This window comes from Teichococcus globiformis (assembly GCF_042646265.1).
In the GTDB taxonomy this organism is placed as follows: Bacteria; Pseudomonadota; Alphaproteobacteria; order Acetobacterales; family Acetobacteraceae; genus Pseudoroseomonas; species Pseudoroseomonas globiformis.
Genome location: NZ_JBHRTN010000029.1, coordinates 1 through 22,369, shown reverse-complemented (window position 1 = coordinate 22,369; position 22,369 = coordinate 1). Strand labels below are relative to the sequence as shown.

Here is a 22,369-nt window from a genome sequence, read left to right as displayed (position 1 = left end):
GGGAACACGCCAGATGGAGCCAGGCGCCATGCATCGCCGTTCCCTGTTCGCCGCCGCTGCGGCAGCCACTCTCGTCCGCCCCGCCATCGCACAGCCGGCCAGTGCGCGGGTGCTGAAATATGTTCCTCAGGCCGACCTGACCATCACCGACCCGGTGATGACCACGGCCTATATTACCCGGACCCACGGGTTGATGATCTGGGACCAGCTCTATGGGCTTGACTCAGATCTCCGCCCGCAGCCCCAGATGGTGGAAGGCCATACGGTCGAGAATGATGGCCGTCTCTGGACCTTTCGCCTGCGGGAAGGGCTGCTCTTCCACGATGGGGAGCCGGTGCGGGGCTTGGACTGCGTGGCCTCCATCAAACGCTGGGCGCAGCGGGATTCACTGGGTCAGGCATTGATGGCCCGGGTGGATGAAATATCGGCAGACAATGACCGCAGCTTCACCATCCGACTGAAGCGCCCCTTCGCTGCCATGCTCGACGCTCTGGCGAAGGTCGGCCCGTCCGCCTTGTTCATCATGCCGGAGCGCCTGGCGGCGACGCCCGCCACGACCCAGATCACCGAAATGGTGGGATCGGGACCGTTCCGCTGGAAGGGGGATGAGCGGGTGGTTGGCGCCCGCGTGGTTTACGAGAGATTCAACCGCTACCGTCCGCGTGAAAGCGGCACCCCCTCCTGGGGAGCTGGGCCGAAGCGGGTGCATTTCGATCGCGTCGAGTGGCATGTGATGCCCGACCCCGGAACGGCGACGGGAGCACTGCAAAACGGTGAAGTAGATTGGTGGGAAAACCCGCCGAACGACCTGCTGCCGTTGCTGGAGCGGAACCGCAACATCACGACCCGCCTGTCCTCGCCGCTCGGCACCCTTGGGACGGGGGTGTTCAATCAGCTGCACCCGCCCTTCGACAATCCGGCCATCCGCCGCGCCGTGCTGGGCGCGGTAAACCAACAGAACTACATGATCGCCGCCGCCGGAACCGACTCTTCGCTGTGGAATGCTTCGGTCGGCATCTTCACGCCGAACACGCCGATGGCCACCCGTGCCTCGCTCGACGTGTTCGGCACGCCTCCCGGGCTGGAACGGTCCCGACAGGCCCTGAAAGAGGCGGGATACAAGGGCGAGAGGGTGGTGCTGATGTCACCGTCCGATCAGCCTGTCCTGGCGGCGCTCGGCGATGTTTGCCATGACATGCTGCAGAAGCTCGGCATGAATGTCGAATTCGTGATCAGCGACTGGGGAACCCTGGTGCAGCGCCGCGCCAACAAGGCACCGCCGGAGCAGGGAGGGTGGAACATGTTCAACACGACCTGGAACGGCCTCGACATGATCAACCCGGTGGTGACGCAGGTTCTGCGCTCAGGCGGCGAGCGCGGCTATTTCGGCTGGCCCAACATTCCCCGGCTGGAAGAACTGCGCCAGGAATGGCTGGACGCCAACGACCTTCCCTCACAGCAGAACATCGCGCGTGAGATCCAGGCCGCCGCCATCCGCGAAGTACCCTTCCTGCCGCTTGGCCAGTACTTCTACAAGACTGCGCACCGCAGCAACCTGTCCGACGTGGTGGACGGGCTTTTCGTGTTCTGGAACGCGCGCCGCGCCTGACCTGGGAGAAGAAGCAGAATGTCCATTGTTGATTGCATCCGCCGCAACCACGCGGAGCTGACGGATATCCGGCGCGACCTGCATGCCCATCCGGAACTGGGCCTCGAAGAGCATCGCACCGCGGAGATCGTGGCGCGCAAGCTCGAAGAGTACGGGGTCGATGAGGTGCATCGCGGCGTTGGCACGACCGGCGTCGTCGGAGTGTTGCGCGGGGGCAGTGGCAACCGCGCGATCGGGCTCCGGGCAGATATGGACGCCTTGCCGATGCGCGAGATGACAGGGCTTTCGTACGCCTCCACCGTGCCCGGAAAGATGCACGCCTGCGGCCATGACGGCCACACCACGATGCTGCTGGGTGCCGCGAAGTATCTGGCCGAAACGCGCAACTTCAGCGGCACGGTGCATCTGATTTTTCAGCCGGGAGAGGAAGGCTGTGGCGGCGCCCTGGCCATGCTGGAGGACAAGCTGCTGGAGCGCTTTCCCTGCGATGCGCTCTACGGCATGCACAACGCGACTGACCTGGATGTCGGGCGCTACGCCATCGGTGCCGGCCCCTTCATGGCGGGCGGAGCCTTTTTCGACATCACCGTGCAAGGCCGGGGCTCGCATGGCGCGCGACCCGAAGGCAGCATCGACCCTGTGCTGACGGCGTGCCATATCGCCACGGCGCTGCAATCCATCGTGGCGCGCAACCTGTCCCCCCGCGAGACCGCCGTGGTCAGCGTGACCAAGGTCACTGGCGGCGACGCCTACAACGTTATTCCGCAATCGGCGGTGCTGTCGGGAACCGCGCGGTTCTTCTCGGCCGAGGTATCATCGCAGATCGAGGCCGCCATGCGCCGCGTGGCGGAGGGCGTCGCCGCCGGCTTCGGGGCGACCGCCGAGGTGGATTACCGCATGATCTTCGCTCCGCTGGTCAACGATGCCAGTTGCACCACGGCCTATGCCGATGCCGCCGCCGAGTTGGTGGGGGAGGGGATGGTCAATCGGGAGCGGGCGCCTTTGATGGGATCTGAGGATTTCAGCTTCATGCTGGAAAAGTCCACCGGAGCCTACATCCATGTCGGCAACGGACCCGGTGCGGCGCCGCACAATCCGCACTACAACTTCAATGACGAGGCTATTCCCTACGGTGCCGCGCTTTACGCGCGCATCGCGGAAACGAGCCTCAAGGGCTGAGCCTCATTCCTCCGGCCAGAGCCCCGGCGTTGCCAGTTCCACCAGATGACCGTCGGGGTCACGAAAGTACAGGCTGAAGGCACCGCTCGGCCAGCGCATGCGGGCCTCCTCGGCAATGCCGTGGCGGGCCAGATGCGCCGCCCAGGGCTCGGCTTCGGCCTCTTCGATACCGAAAGCGTAGTGCAGGTGGCCTCGGCCGCCATGCGGTGGAATGGAGCCGCCGGGCAGCCGCACCATTTGCTCGGTGGTGCCTATCGCAAAGAGCAGCAACATGTTGCCTGGTGCGACGCGGTAGGCGACCAGTCTGACATCCGCAAACACGGGCCGCAGGCCCATAATATCTTCGTAGAACCGCCGACCGCGCTCCAGGTCTGCCACGTAGAGGCCGGTTTCCAGAATTCCGCCGAGCGGCGGTGCCTTGTTCTGCGCCATGGTGGCCAGCCTCCAACCGTGATCTCACGGACCACAATGAGTGGGCGGCCCGGAAGTTCAGCGCAGACCCGCAGCGCGGAGCGCACGGTCTAGCAGCCCGAAGCGTCGGGGCGTGACCTCCCGCGCATCGCCGCCAGCATCGACCACGAAGCGCCTTCGCTCATCGGCACGGTCTGTGCCGAGCCCCCAGAAGCGGAGGATCTCGTGGGTTGAGGAAATGCCTGCCTCCAGCAGGAACGGCCCCGCCCTGCCGGCCTGACCTTCATCCTCTCCCGCGTGGAGAGGCACTCCATGGTCCAGCGCGGCAATCTCGTGGCACTCGACGATCCCGTTCCCGCCTGCGTCTCGCCAAAGCCGGTACCGGCCGAGATCCGTTGCCTGCTCCACCGCCGGATGCTCGATCGCCAACCCGTGCAGGTCGAGCCATTGCTTCAGGATCTCGGCAGCATTGCCGGGCTTCACTGTCACATCGGCTCCGCCTTGCCAGACCGAAATACGGGGCCAGGGTCCGCCATGGTCCGACGCCGTCCGCACCGCGTCGCCGCGTTGCCGGGCGGGCAGCTTCGCAGGGCGGTGCATGGCGTCGAAGGCGCCGGGCACGCCCTGTGCGGCGCCATAGGGAAGTCCGGCTATGATCGCGCCGCCCGAGAAGCATTCAGGATAACAGGCCAGCATCACCGAGCTCATCGCTCCACCCGCGGACAGCCCGCCGATGAAGACGCGGGTCGGGTCGGTCCCGTGTGTCGTCTGCATCCATTCGATCATCTGGCGGATCGAGGCAGCTTCCCCCGAGTTGCGCCGGGCGTCCTCGGGATTGAACCAGTTGAAACAAAGGTTGGGGTTGTTCTCACGGCGCTGCTCCGGAAGCAGCAAGGCGAAGCCCAACCTGTCCGCCATGAACGACCAGCCGCAGCCAAGATCAAAGCTGGCAGCATTCTGGGTGCAGCCATGCAGAGCCAGCACCAGCGGCGCACCCGGCGGAAGGTCGGGCGGAAGGTAGCAGAGCAGGCGAAGCTGTCCCGGATTGGAGCCGAACTCCGTGATCTCGGTCAATCGGCGGCGAGCCTCCTCCGCTGCTGCGCGTTCTGCGGGGGAGGGTGCGTGCGCCCGCCCTACAAATCGGGACCAGCGTTGCCGCAGGCGCACCAGCTCATCCAGGCCCGGTGAGGTTTCGGTCATGGCAAAGCTTGTCCTTCCTGGCTTGCGCCATCACCGCCACATCGCGATGCTGCGCCGCAGCATCCATATGGAGACGATCCCTGCCGATGCCATAGGCGAGGGAGCCCCTGGTCAACGCTGCTGCGGCGCGCTTTGCTTCCGCTGCATCAATAAGCAGGACGGGCCGAATGCTGCAGGGGTTGGAAGGAAAACGCGTCGTTATTACCGGCGCTTGCGGTATCATCGGTGGCTGGCTGATCGATGCCTTCGCGGCGGCGGGTGCTCGTCTCTGTGTCACGGATGCCGTGGCCGAGCGCCTGACCCCCCTGGCCGGCGCTTTGCCGGAAGGCAGCTTCACCCACGCCGCCGATCTTGGCGACGCCGCCGCCATCGCTGGTCTGGTAGAGACCATTGGTAGGCACTGGGGTTCCGCCGACGTGCTGGTGAACAATGCTGGCGTGTATCCCAGCGGGTTCCTGCTCGACACCGATGCCGCCGAATGGGACCGCATCTTCAACATCAACCTGCGCGCCCCTTTCCTGCTGACGCAGGGAATCGCACGGCAGATGATCCAGACCGGGGTACGCGGCAGCGTGATCAACATTTCCTCCGGTGCGGCGCGCAAGATGCGGCGCACCGTGGTCCCCTACTGCACGTCCAAAACTGCCCTTGATCGCCTGACCAAAGGCTTCGCGCTGGAGCTCGCGGAATACGGCATCAGGGTGAATGCGCTCGAACCCGGTTTCGCGGCCGGCAGCACCGCGAACCCGCTGACTGACGCCCACATCCGGAACACCATTGCCGGTATCCCGTTGGGGCGCCCTGCCGCTCCACAGGATGTTGGGCAGGCCGCCCTTTTCCTGGCGGGTGACCTTTCCTCCTACATCACCGGCACTTCCCTGGCGGTCGATGGCGGCAACTCGATCGGCAGCATGGCGGTGTATCAGGACAAGACTTCCGCCCTCTAGCGCCGAGCGCCAGATCGTCAGCTTGGCATTGATGCAAAGCGTGCTGGCAAGGTAGCGCCTGGTCTTGCTAGAAGCGGGATGTCCGGCGCCGTCTTCCCTCCTGGCGCGATTTGTGGAAGCAGCGCCATGCGGCTCCGTTCAAGCCTCCTTTTCGGATTGGCCAGCCTTGCGCTGATGGTCGCCTCGCCCGTGGCGGCGCAGGGCCTCGTCTATGTGCTGAATTCCGGCGACGCCACGATCGAGGTACTGGACGGTAGCACAGGCCAATCGCGCGCCCGCATTCCCGTGTTGCGGGAGGTACACCATCTGGCGCTGACGCCCGACGGCAGCACGCTGATGATCGGCGATTCCGGTGCCAACGAAATGCTGTTCGTCAATCCCGCAACGGGAGCGTTGCTGCGGCGCGAAGCACTGTCGAACCCGTACCATCTCGGGTTCAGCCCGGACGGGACGTTGCTCACCATCACCAGCCTGCGCCGTGACCAAGTGGACCTGTATCGCTGGGATGGCCAAGGACTGCAGCTGGCGAAGCGGCTCGATATGCCGGACATGCCCAGCCATATGGCCTACAGCCCGGATGGCAAGCAGGTCTACGTCACCTTGCAGGGGACCGGCACGGTGGTCGCCATCGATCTCGGAACCATGGAGCCGCTCTGGACGGCGGAAGTAGGGCCGGAACCGGCCGGGATCATCTGGCATCAGGGCAAGCTGCTGATCGGGATCATGGGCAGCGACCATGTCGCCGTGCTCGATCCCGCGACCCGCCAAGTGGAACGTAGGATCACCGTCGGACGCGGCGCCCACGCGCTGTTTCCCGCACCGGACGGCAAGGCGATCTACGTGACCAGCCGGGTGGACAGCCGCATCACCGTCCTGGATCCCATGAGCCTGGACATCGTTCGCACCCTGCAGGTCCCCGGCGGCCCCGACTGCGTCACCTTCGATCCGCAGGGCCGTCTCTGGGTGACCCTGCGCTGGAAGGGACGAATCGGCGTGGTGGATCCCATGACGGGTGCCATGGAAACGCAACGGGTTGGCCGGTCGCCGCATGGCATCTTCTATGCCGCGACGCCGTCTACACCGGCCGCAACCCATTGATGCTGTCCAGACGCACACTGGCGGCAGGAGCCGCAGGGCTGCTGCCTGCAGGTCTGGCTCGCCCCTCGCTGGCGCAATGCCGGGCGGGAACGATTTACCTGACCATCGATACGGGATGGGGCCGGGAGGCGGAGGCCATCGCTGCCACGATGCAACGCCGTGAGGTGCGAGCGACCTTGTTCGTGGCCAATGAACCTGGATGGCGCGGCGACACCACCTTGGGTCCTGGCAACTGGGCCGATTTCTGGCGTGCCCGTGCCGCAGATGGCCATGCCTTTGCCAGCCACACCTGGCGTCACTGGTACTTCACCGCCGATGCCGGGCCTGGCCAAGTCCGCTACGCCTCGCGCCGTGGAGAGGGTACCGAGATCCTGGATGGGTCTGCCTTCTGCGCCGAGCTGGCCCGGCCCACCGACAAGCTGCGGCAGATCGCACCGGCTGCGCGCATCTTGCCGCTTTGGCGCGCTCCAGGCGGACGCACAACGCCAAACGCGCTGCGTCTGGGCACTGCTTGCGGGCTACGGCATCAGGGCTGGACCGCACGCGGCTTCCTGGGTGACGAGCTGGACAGTGCCAAGTATCCCAACAGCGCGCTCCTGGGTCAGGCCCTGCGCAACATCCGCGACGGCGAGGTGCTGATCATGCACTGGGGCGTGCGCAGCCGGCGCGAACCGTTCGGTGAGGTCTTCGAGGATCTGGTGGCAGGCCTGCAGGCAAAGGGCTTCTGCTTCGCCCTGCTGCCGGCGCAAGGTATCGGGGCGGCCTAGCGGCCCGCTAAGGGGGAGCACGCCGTGATCAGCCTGCTGCAGGATGGATGGGACAGCCTGAATGGCTGGATTTTCGAGGTCCTGGTGCAGCCGGCGCTTTACGCGCTCGGTTTGATGGCCTGGGCGGAAGACGCCTTCGAATGGATCGACTTCGCGCTCTTCGGACTGGTGCAGATCCTCGTCATCTATGTCATCTGCCGTCCGCTCGAGGCTTGGAATCCGGTGGAGCCGCGCACCGACCGAGGCAGTATCCGCACCGACATCCTCTATACGGGCCTGACGCGCCTGGGTCTGCTGCCGCTCCTTGCTTTCATCGCCTTTTCGGCGCTGGAGTCCCGCTTCTCCGGGCTTGTCGCCAGCAGCGGCTGGGTGCCGCCAACGCTGGAAACCCTGTTTCCCATGCTGCGCGACTGGCCGATCCTCGCGCTGGCCGTCTATGTGGTGGTGCTGGACTTCGGTGAGTATTGGCGGCACCGCTTCCAGCACATGTTTCCATGGTGGTGGTCGCTGCATGCCGTTCACCATGCCCAGCGCCAGATGACCTTTTGGACCGATGACCGCAACCATATACTCGATGATCTGATCGGTGCTTTCTGGTTTGGCGCCATTGCCCTGGCGATCGGGGTGCCGCCGGGCCAGTTTCCCATCGTTGTCGTCATCCTGCGGGTGGCGGAAGCGTTCAGCCACGCCAATGTGCGGCTATCCTTCGGCGCAGTGGGCGAGCGGCTGCTCGTGTCGCCACGTTTTCACCGACTGCACCACAGCGCCCTCGGAGCCGGAAAGGACGGCAAGAATTACGGCGTGCTGCTCCCGGTCTGGGACTGGATCTTTGGCACCGCCGATTTCCGCCGCCACATGTTTCCGGAAACCGGCGACCCCCGCATTCCCGAAGCCATGGCGACGGGGAGCTGGGCTCAGCAACAGGCTGCGGGCTTTCGCCGCCTGGGACGGACACTGTTTCGCCGCTTCCGTCGTGACGATAACGGCCGCAAGGCTTACTAGCTCGGTGGAAAGGGACGCCCTGCCCTTGGAGGCGGCCCTGATCCCGTGGCTCAAGCGTGACGCAATCTATCCAGGAAGTGGTCCATCTTGCTTCGCAGGGCCTCGGCTTGACGCGAAAGCTCACTCGCGGCGCCCCGCACCTCGCCGGCAGCCCGACCTGTGCTCTCCGCATCGTCGCTGACCCCGCTGGCATGGCGCGATGCCTCTTCCGTGCCCGAGGCCGCCTGAGCAACAGCGTTGCCGATCTCCCGAGTGGCCTCGGCTTGCTGGCCGGCGGCCTCGGCCACCAGCCCCGTCGCTTCGTTCAGTTCGCGGATCATGCGGGCAATTTCGCTGATAGCCTGTGCAGTGCGCTGCGTCTCGGCCTGCATGCCGGCGATCTGCTGCCCGATTTCCTCCGTGGCCTTGGCCGTCTGGCTGGCCAGGTTCTTCACCTCGCCGGCGACCACGGCAAAGCCCTTGCCGCTTTCGCCTGCCCGCGCGGCCTCGATGGTGGCATTCAGCGCCAGAAGGTTCGTTTGGCTGGCAATGCCGGTGATCATCTGCACCACATCACCGATACGCGCCGCAGCCTCGGACAATCCGCGCACCGCGCGATCGGTGTGCTCCGCCGCTTCCGAAGCTTCGCGGGCCCGGGAAGCGCCATCGCGCACCTGCCGCGCCACCTCGGCAATGCTGGCCGACAATTCCTCGGTGGCCGCTGCCACCGTCTGCACGTTGCCGCTGGCCTGTTCCGAGGCGGTGGCCACCGCGGCGGCTCGCACATTGCCGCTGGCCGCAATCTCGGACATGGCTCCCGCCGTGGCATCCATCTCGGTGGCAGCTGCGGCCACCGAACGAAGCGCACCGGCCGTTTCTTCCTCGAATTCGCGCAGCAGCGCATCGACCCTCTGCGCCCGCGCGAGCTGCTGCTTCTGGTTCTCCTGCTGCGTCTCGGCCATTGCATGACGCTCCAGGGAGCCTGCACGAAGCGTCTCGATCGCCTCGGCCATCTCGCCCAGCTCGTCACCGCGTCCCCGCTCCGGCACGGCAAGTGCCAGCTCACCGCCAGCGATCCGGGCCACGATGCCCGTGAGGCTGCGCAATGGCCGCACCATCCGGCGCATCAGCAAGGCCACCGACGTTGCGGCCAGGCCACAAACCAGCAAGGCCAGCGCCAGGGCCTGCAGGAAGCTGCCCCGCGCCGCTGCCGCACCGGCCGTCGTGCGCTCCGTGGCCTCGTCCAACGCGGCGTCGCGCAAGGAGAGGATCTGCGCTTGTGACTGCAGGGACCAGGGGCGGAACTCAGGTACCGTGGTGCCCCATTCCGGAACCTCGCCAGCCAGCGCTGCACGGGCACGGACCAGCATCTGGCGCCAGCGCTGCTCAGAGGCTTCCTGAATCCGCAGCTGCTCCCGCATCGCCTGCTGCAGCCTCGCGCTGTCCGGCAAGGCGGCAATGAGGCGCTGGGCCGTAGCAAGGGCCTGCTCCATCTTGCCGCTGTGCAGCTGCATCTCGTCATAGGTCGCAGGCTGCACCGGCAGGCTGCCGATCCAGGCTGTGACCGGCACGCTGCGCCGTCCCATATAGTCGCGGAAATCCATGGTGGCATTGGCCACCTCCAACACGATGGCGGCACTGGGCGCCAGGGCGGTGACCCGGATGCCGGCTTCCGCTGCCAGCCGCTTCATCGCCTCGATGCTTTCGTTGCGCGTGGCCTGTGTCACGGTGGGGAGGCCGGTGTCACGGGAAGAGATAGGCTGCTCCATCTCCTGAAGCGCCCGCTGCCGAACAGGAAGGATGCGGTCGCGGACGGCCCTGACGACATCGGCGCGGAGGCCGGCCTGAGCGGCGCTTTCCTCGCTTGCCTTGAGCCGTGCATCCGTCTGCGGCGCTGCATTGCGCGTTGCCGCCAAATCAGGGTTCGGAATGCGCAGTTGGGAAGCAAAAGCGCCCACTTCCACCGCAATGGCTGTTTGCGCCCGTTGCGCATCGCTGATCGCGCGGGTCAGCAGACGCGCTTCTTCCGCGTTCTGCCATGCGGTCCAGGATGTTGACGAGAGCCACAAGGAAGCACCCGTGCCTGGAACGGCGACACCGCAGAAGCAGATGAGAATGAAGGTACGGATACGCACAGCCTACTCCCGGAGTCTTTCCATGAGAGGTGATCATCCCTACGGCATCTTAAGACTTCCCTGCTGGTTCGCGGTGCTGAGCGACCGCTCCCCATGCAGGAGATCAAGAGTCTGTGATTCTGATGCTTCAGCGAAGAGGCGCCGGGTCAACGGAATCTCAGCCTACCTCGCTCTGCGCACGCCTTCGCGGCGTTAACGGAATGCCGTGTCGAGCTGTGGATGTGAATAGCGGCGACGCGGCATGGCATGTTCGGACAGCCTCGAGGCTCGACGGGCAACGTCGCTACGCCTTTGCGGGAGCCACGGGCCGGCATGGTGTGGTGCCATGCGCCGGGTACAGGCAACGGGTGCTCCTTCAGTAAGCCGGGCTTCAGGAGGAGGCGCAGTGCGCTCGAATGTCGAACGCTTCAGTTCGAAAGAGCCGAAGCGGGTCCCATCTTTCCATTTTCGTTCGTTGATCCACATAGGTGGAGCTGCCTGACGTCCTGACCTCAAGGCAGATGTGCATGGTCCTCCAGGTCGCGCCGCAGCGGAACTCATCGTGTTAGACGCAAAGCTTGAGCGGCGTTCTTAAAGCAGGATTTCAGCTCTTGCGGCCAAACCACGTCCTCTTTCTTCTTCGAACACGTTCTTTTTTAGTCGTTCAAAGAAGCTGTGAAACCCGCTGCCAGGGATGTGCCGCTAAGCTACCGGCATAGTGCCCCATCGGGCGGCGGCGTGCCGGAGTTTCGCCATGAGTGTCGCTTCTTTCTTCATCAGCATGTCCTGTCTGTCAGGGGCCATCTTCCTGTTCGAGCAATTCATTGCTGTGCCCGAACGTCGCCGCGCTGCAGCCCTAGGGTCCTTTGCCGCTGGAAGGTTCGCCGCGCCTTGCGATCGCTGAAGCCCTTCGCTCCTGCTTAGGCGTCGGAGGCGGCTTGACGCCATCGGCGCCCCGCCGCGCAATGTCGCGGAAGAAAGAAGGGAGCACGCCGGGTGACCAGTCCTTCCATGCCGGGCTTCATCGACCGGGATGTCGAAACGGCGGAAACACGTATCCGCATCGCCGTGGGTGGCAGCGGCTCACCTGTGCTGTTGCTGCATGGACATCCGCAGACGCATCTCACTTGGCATAAGATTGCGCCTCGCTTGGCCGCCGGACATACCGTTGTCGCGGCCGACCTGCGAGGCTATGGCGATAGCGCCAAGCCGACAGGTGGTCCGAACCACATCCACTACAGCAAGCGCGCCATGGCAAACGATCAGGTGCAGGTCATGCACATGCTCGGCTTCCGCCGCTTCGCAGTTGTCGGTCATGATCGTGGTGGCCGCGTGGCGCATCGGATGGCGCTTGACCATCCCGATGTTGTGGAACGGCTGGCCGTGCTCGACATCGCGCCCACGGCAACAATGTACGCCCGCACCGACATGGAATTCGCCCGGCGCTATTTCTGGTGGTTCTTCCTGATCCAGCCGTATCCATTGCCGGAGCGGATGATCGGCGCCGATCCCGAGTTCTTTCTGCGGGCACATCTCGACGGGCAGAGCAAGACACCCGGCGCAACCAGCGAGGCGCTCTTCGCCGAGTACCTTCGATGCTACAGCGATCCGGCAACGCGCCATGCGATCTGCGAGGATTACCGAGCCGCCGCCAGTATCGACCTGGAGCACGACGCGGCCGATGCCGGGAAGCGCATCCTGGCCCCACTTCTCGCGCTCTGGGGCGCGAAAGGCACAGTTGGGCAGCTTTACGACGTGCTGGCCACCTGGCGCGACAAGGCCACGGATGTGCGAGGCCGGGCGCTGGATTGCGGCCACACGTTGCAGGAGGAAGCGCCCGAGGCCGTTCTGGCCGAGTTGGAGGCTTTCCTCCAGCAACGCTGACCTCGCCTCAGCGACGCCGAGAGCCGCCCGGCGGTCCGCCGCGCTTTGGCGCGCCCACAGCGGGGCCCCGTCCGCCCGATCCGCGCGACGGTCCTGAACCCTGCCTTGGCGGAGCGCCGGGGCGGCCTGTGCGACCCCGCCCGCCGCCACCCCCCAGCTTCGGCGCAGGGCGCGTGGAGTTCTGAGCCGCTTCGGAATGCCAGGGGTGGCCGGCAAAAACAGGGATCGGCTTGCCAATCTCGCGCTCGATATCGCGCAACCAGGCCCGCTGATCAGGATCGCAAAGCGAAACCGCCCAGCCTTCCCGGCCAGCCCTGCCGGTACGGCCGATGCGGTGGACGTAGCTCGCCGGCTCGTTTGGCAGGTCGAAATTGAAGACATGCGTAACGTCATCGACGTCGATGCCGCGGGCGGCGATGTCGGTGGCCACCAGAACCTTGACGCTGCCGTCGCGGAAGCCGTTCAAAGCCGCCTCGCGGCGGTTCTGCGACTTGTTGCCATGGATGGCTGCGGCGGAGATGCCGGCCTCGGTCAGCGCGTCCGAAACCTTGTTGGCCTCGTGCTTCATCAAGGTGAAAACGATGGCACGCTCCACGCTGCGCTGGGACACCAGGTGCAGAAGCGCCTCCTTCTTCGCTTCCGCTTCCACGAACATCACCGTCTGACGGATGCGTTGCACCGTGCTGCTCGGCGGCGTGACCTCCACTCGCGCCGGATCTCGGAGCAGGCTGTGCGCAAGGGTCGCGATGCTCGGCGACAAGGTGGCGGAGAACAATGCCGTTTGCCGTTCCGGTGGCAACAGGGCGATGACCCGGCGAATGTCACGGAGAAAGCCCATGTCGAGCATCCGGTCCGCCTCGTCGAGCACCAGCGCCTCTACGCCGGAAAGGTCGCACAGGCGCTGACCGCACAGGTCCAGCAGGCGTCCCGGTGCCGCAACCAGCACGTCGACACCGCGGCGCAGAGCCTCAACCTGCCGGCCCTGGCCGACACCGCCGAACACAACCGTGGCAGACAGACCAAGATGACGCCCGTAGCGGTTGACGCTGTCGCCAATTTGGCTCGCCAGTTCGCGGGTTGGCGCCAGAATCAGTACCCGTGCGCCGAGCCGGGGCGGTGCCCTGCGCTTCTCGGCCAGTCGGTGCAGCAGCGGCAGGGTGAAGGCGGCGGTCTTGCCGGTGCCCGTCTGCGCCAGGCCGATCAGGTCGCGCCCCTGCAACAACGGGCCGATGGCTCCGGCCTGGATGGGAGTTGGCGTGGCGTAGCCTTCCTCCTGAACCGCCTGCAGCAGCGGAGCGCACAAGCCGAAACCGTCAAAATTCGTCATTCTGTTATTCCAGTGAAGGCGCGCCGGACATGCGTGGCGCAACGCGGCGGCCAGACAGGCCAGGATCGTTGGGCAGGGTTCATGGGCAGGATCAGCCCCAGACGGAGACCGCCACCTTGCGGATCAGCGGTACCACCTCGTCCAACGAGGCGAGCTGGCCTTCCCAGACCTGCTCAATCACGTCGCGGTTGGCGTTGATCCAGGCGGCAACCCGATCAAACTCCTTTTGCTGCAGACCACCAGCGACCTGCATGGTCATCGGCTCCAGCATCAAGATGGTGAGCAGGTGCTGCTCCAGCCTGTGGCCAGGGGTGGCGCCGATGACCACCGGCTCGTCATCGCGGCCACGTCGCAGCCAAAGATAAACCGGAAGGCCAGTCAGGTGCTGCGGCAGCCCCACCGTGCCCGCACGACCTGCCCGGCGCGGTTCGGCTTCGTCAGATGGCGGGGCAGCCTCTTGCGGCTGGGGTGCTTCTGCTTGGCTGGGCCTGGGCGCTTCGGCAGGGGATCGAGACTGGGCGGAAGGCCCGCTATCCGGTGCGGGGGGTAAAGGAGCGGGTTGCGGTGCCACGTCCACTGTCTCGGCTGCAGCGGCGGGCGCGAGAGCCACCCCTTCATCGTCCGCCGCCAACAGAATGGAGCCGTCCGCGGCAAACACCATCCGCAGGGCGTCCTCGAAAGCGATCCGGAACATGTCGGCAGGCTGGCCAAAGCCGAAGCGTGCCTCCAGTTCGGCCCAGGAGGCGATGCTTTCCTGCCCCGCCTGCGACCGAAGCCGCTCCCGGGTCCACCCATGGGCGTCGAGCGCCATTGGTTCGGCTGCCAGCCGCGCAACGATCGTCCGGTCCAGCGCAACGGGCATTGCGCGCAGCGAAGCCTGGAACCGGCTGTTAAGCCGGAATCGCGGCCGCCAGCCGGGTTCCGCACGTCGCCCGAGGCCTCGTGCATCGAGCAGGGGAACCGGCGAGCCTTCACCAATCTGCAACAGGATCCGGCAACGCGACACCAACTCGGCCTGTTCGCGAAGTGTGTTCAGAACGACTTCGCTTTGCGGCAGGCCGAGGGCAGCGGCGAGTTCCGAAGCGTCCTCCCCAAGCTCGACAACCGGGTTGTCGGCATTGCGCAGGCCGCGATCGCAAAGGGCCATCACCAGCAACCGCAAGGCCCAGCCATATGGCAAGGGCTGATCGGCGGAGGCGCCTTCGATGGTCAAGCCGGCCTGGTCCACACGCCGCCGCCATTGGCCGGAATGCGGCGTCAGCGGCAGCGCCATCCGGCACAGCTCGGCATGGTGCCAGAGGCTGTCGGCATCGGAGGAAATGCTGTTGTTCAAATCGGGCAGCCTTGGGAAATCATCGGGCATTGGGCGGCAGGTCGTGTTCAAGGCGGGCCACGGGATCGCGCCCCTGCCAGTGTTGGGGCAATCAGATCTTTCCTTGGCCGGCGCAGTCAGTTCCGGAAGGTGAATACGTCACAGGGCGCAGCATGGCGACGCCTCCTTAGCATGGACCCGGCACCGGCACGACCGCGTGTCAGAGGAAACAGGCAGTTGACCGAACCGGCAGGCGAGCAGTGGCGGGTTGAGCCACCACGCATTCCGGATTTCAGGGGAGCAAAGGAGCCCGGAATTGCAGGGTCCTCGCCGCAGAGAGATAATGCCTTCAAAATGCCCCGATTTCAACCGTCATGCGACATCACATCAGTTTGTCGGCAGCATCTTCGTACCCGCGGGCTTTGCGTCGCGGTTGCGGCATGGCATTTCTGTTCCGCATCATTCCGCCGGCCTCAGCTACCATCCTCGAACCAGGATCGAACCATGCGGATCGCGCTGATCCATGCGCTACGCCATTCGCCGCCCCCGATCGAGGCGGCTTTTGCCCGCCTGTGGCCGGATGCCGATCTGATGAACTTGCTCGACACCAGCTTGTCGGCGGATCTGGCCCGTGATGGCGGCATCACGCCGGCCATGACCCGGCGCTTCCTGGACCTCACAGCCTATGCGCTCGGCACGGGCGCGGATGCCGTGCTGTTCACCTGCTCCGCCTTCGGCAAGTGCATCGATGCCTGCAAGGCTGCGCATCCCACTATCCCCATCCTCAAGCCAAATGAGGCAATGATCGAGGAAGCCTACGCGCCCGACCGGCGGATCGGCCTTCTGGCAAGCTTTGCTCCAGCGCTGGAGTCGATGCGTCCGGAATTTCCGGGCGATGCGCTGCTGGAGCCGGTGTGGGCCGAGGGCGCCTTGGCCGCGCTGGATCGGGGGGATGCGGTGGGCCATGAACGGGCCGCGGTGGAGGCTGCGGCACGGCTGCAAGGCTGCGACGTCATCGCTCTGGCCCAGTTCAGCCTGGCCCCGACTGCGCAGGCGATCGCCGCCAGCACCGGATGTCCGGTGCTGACCACACCCGACAGTGCCATCCGCAAGCTGCGGGCCATGGTCGCAGCATGACAAAGCAACCGACCCGGGAGCGGTAACGCCGTGCAGGATCCCATCCTCTTTCTTCTGACCGTTCTGGCGATCCTCGGAACCCCGGGGCCCACCAATACGCTTCTGGCCACATCCGGGGCAGCCTCCGGGTGGCGGCGCTCCCTACGGCTGCTGCCAGCCGAGGCAGCAGGCTATTTCATCTCGATCCTGTTCCTGGGGCTGGTGCTCGGGCCGGTGGTCGCGGCATCGCCCCTGATCAGCATCACGCTCCGCGTCGCGGTCGGCGCCTATCTGATCCTGCTGGCTTTGCGATTGTGGCGGCAGGGCTCCGTGTTGCACGGAGAAGCGGTCGCCATCCGTCCGCGACAGGTGTTTGTAACCACCCTCCTGAACCCCAAGGCACTAATTTTTGCCCTGGGCGTGGTGCCCTTCGGCTCCCCGCATAGCTGGGCTTACATGGCCGGCTTCATGGGCGTGCTGGTCGTGGTGGGGATGAGCTGGATCATGGCGGGGGCTGGCCTGGGGCAGGTCGCCGCCCGCGCCTCCAGCGGCCCACGGATCATTCCCCGTATCGGCGCCGCCGCTATCGGCACCTTTGCGGCGCTGATCCTCGCCTCGCCCTTCATGTCGTGACAACAGCGGAACCGATGTGCATGCGCCAGACAACAAGCGAACCCGACGTGCTGGTGATCGGCGGCGGGCCCGCCGGCTCCACGGCGGCCGCCCTGTTGGCCAAGGCTGGACGCTCGGTGATCCTGGCTGAAAAGGAGGCCCATCCCCGGTTTCACATCGGCGAAAGTCTGCTGCCTCGCAACCTCGACATCTTCGAGCGCCTCGGCGTGCTGGACCAGGTGCGCGGTATCGGCGTGCACAAACCGGGCGCCGAATTCGTATCCGATCGTACCGGCCGCAGCTGTGCCTTTCCGTTCGCTCAGGCGCTGAACCGCGATCGTACCCATGCCTGGCAGGTGAAACGAGCCGAGCTCGATGCGCTGCTCTTCAGCAACGCCATCCGCAGCGGCGCGCAAGGCTTTCAACAAACCCGCGTCACCGCCCTCCGGCCGGGCGCACCCGGCGAGCGGGCCCAGGCCGAGGCGCGCGGTGCCGATGGTGTCACGCTGACATGGCGCCCGCGCTATGTGCTGGATGCTTCAGGCCGCGATGCCTTTATGGCGACGCGGCTGAAGGTGAAGGACTCCAACAAGCACAACAACACGGCCGCGATCTACGCTCATTTCACCGGTGTCACCCGGCGCGAGGGCGATCTGGAGGGCTATATCAGCATCCACCTGGCCGAGGATGGCTGGTTCTGGCTGATTCCTCTGCCTGGCGGCATCATGAGCGTCGGCTTCGTCGGCAATCAATCTGCCTGGAAAGGCCGGAGCGGAACTCCGAAGGAGTTGTTTCTGGCTCGCATCGCTTCCAGCCCCATGGTGTCGGCCCGCATGCACGGTGCGGTAATGGTTTCGGAGATCTTCAGCACCGCGAACTACAGCTATCGTGCGCGGCAAGGCCATGGCGATGGCTTCCTGATGATCGGGGATGCCTTCGGCTTCGTCGATCCCATGTTCTCGACCGGCGTGCTGATGGCGATGACGGCGGGCGAGATGGGTGCCAGGACGGCGGATACCTGGCTTGACGATCCCGTACGTGGGCAGCGTCTGGCGGCACGCACCAATCGCGAGCTGGCCGATGCCATGGACCGCATTTCCTGGTTGATCTACCGGGTGAATGATCCGGTGATGCGCTCGCTCTTCATGGCACCGCGCAACACGTTGTGGATGCGAGACGGCATCATCAACATGCTGGCAGGCAACCTTCGCGGCAACTGGCGCGCCATGATTCCGGTGCTCTCTTTCAAGGCCGTGTTCTACGTGCTTTCCGCTCTGCACCGTCAGGGCCTCGGCCCCGCCATGCCGGAAGAAATGCCTTCGAACGCCTGACGGTCGCCAGTACCGTCATGCACCTGTAAGATCCGCCGGAGGTCGGGCTTAGGAGGTTGCGACGTCGGAACAGCACATGCAGGAGCGGGCCTGGGTCCGCCTGTCCTCGGGGCGGCGCCTGAACCTGCTCGATCCACAGCCGGATGCATGGTCGGATGCTGATCTGGCGATCGGCCTGTCGCGGACCTATCGCTGGGGGGGTCATTCCTCCTGGCCTCTTCCGCTTTCAGTTGCGCAGCATTCCCTGCTGGTTCTGGCACTGCGGGAACGCTCCGGCCCACTGACGCCAGCGGAAGCCTTGCGCGAACTGCTGCACGATGCCGATGAGGGACTGCTCGGCTTCGACTGCATCACCCCTTTGAAGCCGCGGCTCGGCTCGTCCTATGCCGCGCTGACACGGCGGCTTTGCCGGGCCATAGCGCTGCGGTATCGCTTGCCGGCCTGGACCAACTCTTCCCATGCGACGCACAAGGCGGCGGATCGGGCCGCCGCCGCGAGCGAAGCCTTGCACGTCGCGGGCTGGCCAGCCGACGAAGTCGCCGACATTTTCGCCGGACATCCTGTGCTGATCGATGATCCGCTCGCCCTCGTGCTGCCTCCCGGCTATGCACCGTGGCAGCCCTGGGCCCCAGGCGTGGCCGCCGAGCGTTTCCTGCACCGAATGGCTGCTACCGGGCACTTGCCCTAAGAGCGGATATGGCTTCGACCCGGCAGCAGCTTTGGTATGGCATGGAGCAGCAGCGGCATCAGAGCCAGCTCCACCAGGGTCTGGGTGACGATGATCGCCGGAAGCAAAAGCCCCGCTTCGGGCAGGGCGAAGGCCACGGGAAGCACGACCAGGGAGTTGCGCGTCGCGCCGCTGAAAGCCAGAGCGCGGGCGGCGGGTGCGGCAAGGGCGAAACCGCGCCCCACAAGCGCGCCTGCCAGCGGCATCGCCAAGGTGAAAGCCGCATAGAGGGGAACAAGCCGTGCCACCTCATCAGCCTGCGCAAACACGTCGGGCAGGACCGCCGCCACAATCACCAAAAGCGTCATCGCCGTCAGGGGCACCGGCAGCCAGCTCAATGCGCGGACCATGTGCCGTCCGGCCGTTTGCCGCGCCGCCCAGAATTGCGTGGCTGCGGTTAGCGCCAGAGGCACCATGATCAGCCAGAACAGCGCCTGAAGAAAGGGCTCCGCGCGGATCAGCCTGGCGGCGTCCTGTCCCAGAACCAGCCCGATGAAGAGTGGCAGCGAAATCATCTGGGCCACCAACAGCAACGGAGTGGCAGCCAGCAACAACCGTGCATTTCCATGGGCAAGGTGGGTAAAAGCCACGACGTAGTCGATGCAGGGGGCCAGCAACACCAGCAGAACGCCGAGCCGCAGCACCGCTGGCTCATCGGGAAGCGTCAGGGTGAGCAACGTGGCGGCGAGGGGTGCGATCAGAAAGTTCGTTGTTCCCAAGGCTGCCAGAAAGCGCCGCTCTGTCCATCCCCGCCGCAATTCCACGATGGGAACTTGCAGAAAGGTCACGTAAAGCAATGCGGCCAGGGTCGGATTGATCAACGCACGCCAGGTCTGGCCCGGCAAGGCGAAGGCGCCCCAAATGCCCAGCAGCGTTGCGGCGAAGCTGATGGAAATCTGGTGGCGTTCGAGGGAATCGCGCGAGACCGTCAAGCGGAGTTCCTGCCCCGGCAGTGATTCTGCCGCTTCATTCTTCCTGAGGGTCCGCTGCTACCGTTCCGGGACGGCGCGTGCCATGCGGGCGCAGTCCTCCGCAGTGGTGCGCGTACGGAAGGCAAAGCCGGCGGCGTCAGTGATGTCGTGCTCGACCACCGCCCCGCGGGCCAGTTGCGCGCCAAACATCCGGCAATCGGTCTGCTGCTGCTGATGGGTGATCATTGATGCCTGCTCTTCCCGTTCCCGGAAAGGGAGCGAAAAGATTGCCTGGTTGCGACAGTTCAGGCGGCTGCCTTGCGCCGAAATGGCGATCAGGTGCTCTCCCGGCTGCATCGCCATCGGCAGCTGCGGCCCGAGTTGGCGGGCCAGCCGGGCCAGGTCTGTGCGTAATGTGATTCCACCCTCTGCCAAGCCAAGCTGTGCCAGGAAGCTCCGGATTTCCTGTGCAACACCGCCGAGGCTGGCGCAGGACAGGCCGAGAGCGAGGCCCAGGCCACCTGTGCTCAAGAGTATGGATCGCACGACGCGCATGGGATGCACTCAAGCATGTTGCGGCGCGGCACACAATGGATCCGGGTCCGGAACGGAGCTGTGGCCGGATGGTCGGTAAAGTACGAACCGAGCTTGTCGATAGGCATGGCGAATGGTGTTTCGAAAGGTTCAGGGATCGTACTGAACCGACCGAACCGCTCGGTCGGTTCAGTACGAAACGTTTCAGCTCAAGCGGGCCACCGACGCTTCGTGGCCACGGAAAACCTGTGATCGCTCGGGCACCGGGGAGGGCGAGGGCTTAAGAACCAGTCCGGTATCCGTCACCTCGACCCTGGCTTCGGGGTAAACCGAGAGAGCGAGGGCCAGCGGCTCCTTGAAATGCGCCTTGAAGTGCTTGATTGTTTTGAAACCGCCGCCGAATTGCTCGAAAAGGGCGGCCCAACGGATCGGTGTTGGCTTCCGCAGCACCCACAGGCGGTAAGCCAACCACACATAGACATCGATAGCCATGGAGCGGCTTGCCAGCGCCTTGATCGCCGTTTCCCGCACCGGCAGGGGATGCTCGATGAGGGAGTCGTAAAAGGCCTCGTCCAACACGACCCGCTCACGCCACAGGGACAGCTGATCGTTCTCGTTGCTGGGCAGGATGGCATTGCGAACGAAACTGCCATTGGTGATGCGCATCCCTTCTTCGGAGGTGGCATAGAAGGTCAGTCGGCACAGGCTCAAGCGGCGAGATTGTTCCCGTACAAGGGAGTAGCCTTTCCCGCCATTATTGACCCCCATGCTGGTCAGCCACTTGTTCATGGAGCGTCCCAGCTCAACCTCACGCGACCGGGTGCGCACGGCTTCGGTCTGCAGGTAGAGCAGGATCATGCGCGCTACCGAGCCATAGGGAATGCCAACACGGCTACCCTTCTGATCCTTGCCGCTTTCCACCCGCAGGGTGAGACCCACAGCCTCGCGGACCCATTCCGGCTCGTCGGTTCGGCGATGCGGCAAGGCTGTAAGCGCGAAACCGGCATGAACAAAGCCAGCAGCCAGATCTTCTTCCGACATGACCGAGTAGGCCGCGTCCACACAGAGCCGATCGCGGCTGGTGACCGCCAACTCGCGTGCGCGGTCGATGCCAATGGCTTCAATGGTACGATGCAGTTGGCCCGCCAGAGCGTCATCGATTCCAGCTCCCCAAGATAAAGGCTGGTCGGGTTCGTGATCCGTTATGTCCTGGGCCACGAAAGGGATGGGGCGGGCCATCGGAGTCGCCTTCTTTGCTCGCCCGGCCACCGTCAACATTGCGGCTGGGATAAGTCAAATCGTACTCTGCCGACCGGGGGTAAAGCGGGCCCGCTTCAGCAATTCTTTTTTCTGCGATCGTACCTGACCGACCGGCTTTCCGTCGGTAGCCTTGGTTTCGTACCGAGCCGACCGCTCCAATAGAGATATTAGAATCCTATTAGAAGTGGGCCGGTCAGGTACGAGGGGCGACTCGCTTTTCGTCGGGTTGGTACGAGGATCGGTCGGCTTAGTACGATCCTGAGTGTGGATCGTGGAGCCATCCATGGGTGCACGACCGGCCTAAACGGGTCGGTAAAGTACGAGACGGCCTGGACGCTGAGGATGCGTTTCCGTTTGAACGAAGGCGAAGTCTCCAGCGCAAGCTTCAGTCTAGGCCGTCCAGGATGTCTCACTTGCTCGGAGCAAGGGTCTAAAATTCAGATCTAGCTGAAGTCAGTGATTGTAAGCATTGGCTCGTCGTCTGGACAAGTCATCACCTTGAGGCCACCTAAAACTATAAAATAAATAGTAAGATCATCCCTGAGTGCAATTTAGCATCATGCGCAGAAAGTAGGGTTCTTATCTAACAAAGAACGTCGCCATGGCGGAATTATATTCAATATAGCAAATAATACATAGAAAAGTCTCTGATGCCGCTTCACGGCGTATCTGGAAGAAGTGCTTCCAGGGGACGCCTGCGGACCCTGCCTCCTCTATAAACTAAAAAGTAGAAAAAGCCCTCTCCTGCAAGGGCAGATCGCCGCACAGCTTCCTCTCTGCCGTGCAAACCATCGGGTTGATCCCCTGCTGTCGTAAAATCTTTTTTGAAACGTTCGAGATTTCGCTGAATGTAACAGGTGAAATCGCACACCCATGAGGGTGATGGATATCCGGCCTTAAAAGCTCCTTAAAAAAGCTCGCGTTTCCGTGAGGCCACGGCTAGGGCTTGTGCGTTCCGAGCGCCTGGCGGGCGGCCACTTCGCCAGCAAACCTCGCGCAACTCGTGCGACGCCTCCGCAACTTTGCTGTGCACCACAGCAAAGAAGGAA

19 protein-coding genes are annotated in these 22,369 nt (G+C 64.6%); 11 read left to right on the top strand and 8 right to left on the bottom strand.

Features of this window, described 5'->3' with window-relative positions; genetic code table 11:
- Positions 1-28: 28 nt before the first annotated feature.
- Both ACFOD4_RS20985 and ACFOD4_RS20980 read left to right on the top strand, forming a co-directional pair.
- On the top strand, positions 29-1,609 hold the full coding sequence (locus tag ACFOD4_RS20985) for an ABC transporter substrate-binding protein (protein WP_379599653.1): 1,581 nt from the start codon (positions 29-31) through the stop codon (positions 1,607-1,609).
- An 18-nt stretch (positions 1,610-1,627) separates the two neighbouring features.
- Entirely contained in the window at positions 1,628-2,788 is a 1,161-nt protein-coding gene (locus ACFOD4_RS20980; RefSeq protein WP_379599651.1) for a M20 aminoacylase family protein, read from the top strand.
- A gap of 3 nt (positions 2,789-2,791) precedes the next feature.
- On the opposite strand, the gene ACFOD4_RS20975 is transcribed toward ACFOD4_RS20980, so the two are convergent.
- Complete coding sequence (locus ACFOD4_RS20975; protein WP_379599649.1) at positions 2,792-3,220, bottom strand: VOC family protein; 429 nt, start codon at positions 3,218-3,220, stop codon at positions 2,792-2,794.
- A 57-nt stretch (positions 3,221-3,277) separates the two neighbouring features.
- A complete protein-coding gene (locus ACFOD4_RS20970; RefSeq protein WP_379599647.1) occupies positions 3,278-4,399 on the bottom strand; it encodes an extracellular catalytic domain type 1 short-chain-length polyhydroxyalkanoate depolymerase in 1,122 nt (373 codons plus the stop codon).
- A 167-nt stretch (positions 4,400-4,566) separates the two neighbouring features.
- Here ACFOD4_RS20970 and ACFOD4_RS20965 point away from each other — a divergent pair, with 167 nt between their 5' ends.
- The 4 genes from ACFOD4_RS20965 to ACFOD4_RS20950 all read left to right on the top strand — a co-directional run bounded on the left by ACFOD4_RS20965 (position 4,567) and on the right by ACFOD4_RS20950 (position 8,213).
- Positions 4,567-5,346 carry an SDR family NAD(P)-dependent oxidoreductase gene (locus tag ACFOD4_RS20965; protein ID WP_379599645.1) on the top strand — a complete coding sequence of 260 codons (780 nt, stop codon included), beginning with the start codon at positions 4,567-4,569 and terminating at the stop codon, positions 5,344-5,346.
- 126 nt (positions 5,347-5,472) lie between these two features.
- Positions 5,473-6,444, top strand: coding sequence for a YncE family protein (locus ACFOD4_RS20960; RefSeq protein ID WP_379599644.1), 972 nt, complete (start codon positions 5,473-5,475; stop codon positions 6,442-6,444).
- Positions 6,444-7,211, top strand: coding sequence for a polysaccharide deacetylase family protein (locus ACFOD4_RS20955; protein WP_379599642.1), 768 nt, complete (start codon positions 6,444-6,446; stop codon positions 7,209-7,211). Before ACFOD4_RS20960 ends, ACFOD4_RS20955 begins: the two co-directional genes overlap by 1 nt.
- A gap of 24 nt (positions 7,212-7,235) precedes the next feature.
- A complete protein-coding gene (locus ACFOD4_RS20950; protein WP_379599640.1) occupies positions 7,236-8,213 on the top strand; it encodes a sterol desaturase family protein in 978 nt (325 codons plus the stop codon).
- 50 nt (positions 8,214-8,263) lie between these two features.
- Here ACFOD4_RS20950 and ACFOD4_RS20945 read toward each other — a convergent pair whose 3' ends face one another.
- Complete coding sequence (locus tag ACFOD4_RS20945; RefSeq protein WP_379599638.1) at positions 8,264-10,327, bottom strand: methyl-accepting chemotaxis protein; 2,064 nt, start codon at positions 10,325-10,327, stop codon at positions 8,264-8,266.
- A gap of 990 nt (positions 10,328-11,317) precedes the next feature.
- On the opposite strand from ACFOD4_RS20945, the gene ACFOD4_RS20940 reads away from it, so the two are divergent.
- Positions 11,318-12,190 (top strand): alpha/beta fold hydrolase, encoded by an 873-nt coding sequence (locus tag ACFOD4_RS20940; protein WP_379599877.1) that lies wholly within the window; start codon positions 11,318-11,320, stop codon positions 12,188-12,190.
- A 7-nt stretch (positions 12,191-12,197) separates the two neighbouring features.
- Here the strand turns inward: ACFOD4_RS20940 and ACFOD4_RS20935 are convergent, their stop codons facing one another.
- Positions 12,198-13,517, bottom strand: coding sequence for a DEAD/DEAH box helicase (locus tag ACFOD4_RS20935; protein WP_379599637.1), 1,320 nt, complete (start codon positions 13,515-13,517; stop codon positions 12,198-12,200).
- A 91-nt stretch (positions 13,518-13,608) separates the two neighbouring features.
- Entirely contained in the window at positions 13,609-14,850 is a 1,242-nt protein-coding gene (locus ACFOD4_RS20930) for a hypothetical protein (RefSeq protein WP_379599636.1), read from the bottom strand.
- A 483-nt stretch (positions 14,851-15,333) separates the two neighbouring features.
- On the opposite strand from ACFOD4_RS20930, the gene ACFOD4_RS20925 reads away from it, so the two are divergent.
- The 4 genes from ACFOD4_RS20925 (at position 15,334) to ACFOD4_RS20910 (ending at position 18,576) form a co-directional block, all read left to right on the top strand.
- Positions 15,334-15,966 (top strand): arylsulfatase, encoded by a 633-nt coding sequence (locus ACFOD4_RS20925; RefSeq protein ID WP_379599634.1) that lies wholly within the window; start codon positions 15,334-15,336, stop codon positions 15,964-15,966.
- Positions 15,967-15,996: 30 nt separating this feature from the next.
- Positions 15,997-16,578 (top strand): LysE family translocator, encoded by a 582-nt coding sequence (locus tag ACFOD4_RS20920; RefSeq protein ID WP_379599632.1) that lies wholly within the window; start codon positions 15,997-15,999, stop codon positions 16,576-16,578.
- 20 nt (positions 16,579-16,598) lie between these two features.
- Positions 16,599-17,888: an NAD(P)/FAD-dependent oxidoreductase gene (locus tag ACFOD4_RS20915; protein ID WP_379599630.1), complete on the top strand. Its 1,290-nt coding sequence runs from the start codon at positions 16,599-16,601 to the stop codon at positions 17,886-17,888.
- 76 nt (positions 17,889-17,964) lie between these two features.
- Entirely contained in the window at positions 17,965-18,576 is a 612-nt protein-coding gene (locus ACFOD4_RS20910) for a phosphohydrolase (protein WP_379599629.1), read from the top strand.
- Here ACFOD4_RS20910 and ACFOD4_RS20905 read toward each other — a convergent pair.
- The 3 genes from ACFOD4_RS20905 to ACFOD4_RS20895 form a co-directional block, all read right to left on the bottom strand.
- Positions 18,573-19,547: an arsenic resistance protein gene (locus tag ACFOD4_RS20905; RefSeq protein ID WP_379599627.1), complete on the bottom strand. Its 975-nt coding sequence runs from the start codon at positions 19,545-19,547 to the stop codon at positions 18,573-18,575. The genes ACFOD4_RS20910 and ACFOD4_RS20905 overlap by 4 nt on opposite strands.
- Before the next feature lie 57 nt (positions 19,548-19,604).
- On the bottom strand, positions 19,605-19,889 hold the full coding sequence (locus tag ACFOD4_RS20900) for a hypothetical protein (RefSeq protein ID WP_379599625.1): 285 nt from the start codon (positions 19,887-19,889) through the stop codon (positions 19,605-19,607).
- A gap of 375 nt (positions 19,890-20,264) precedes the next feature.
- Complete coding sequence (locus ACFOD4_RS20895) at positions 20,265-21,299, bottom strand: replication protein RepA (protein ID WP_379599623.1); 1,035 nt, start codon at positions 21,297-21,299, stop codon at positions 20,265-20,267.
- Positions 21,300-22,369 lie beyond the last annotated feature (1,070 nt).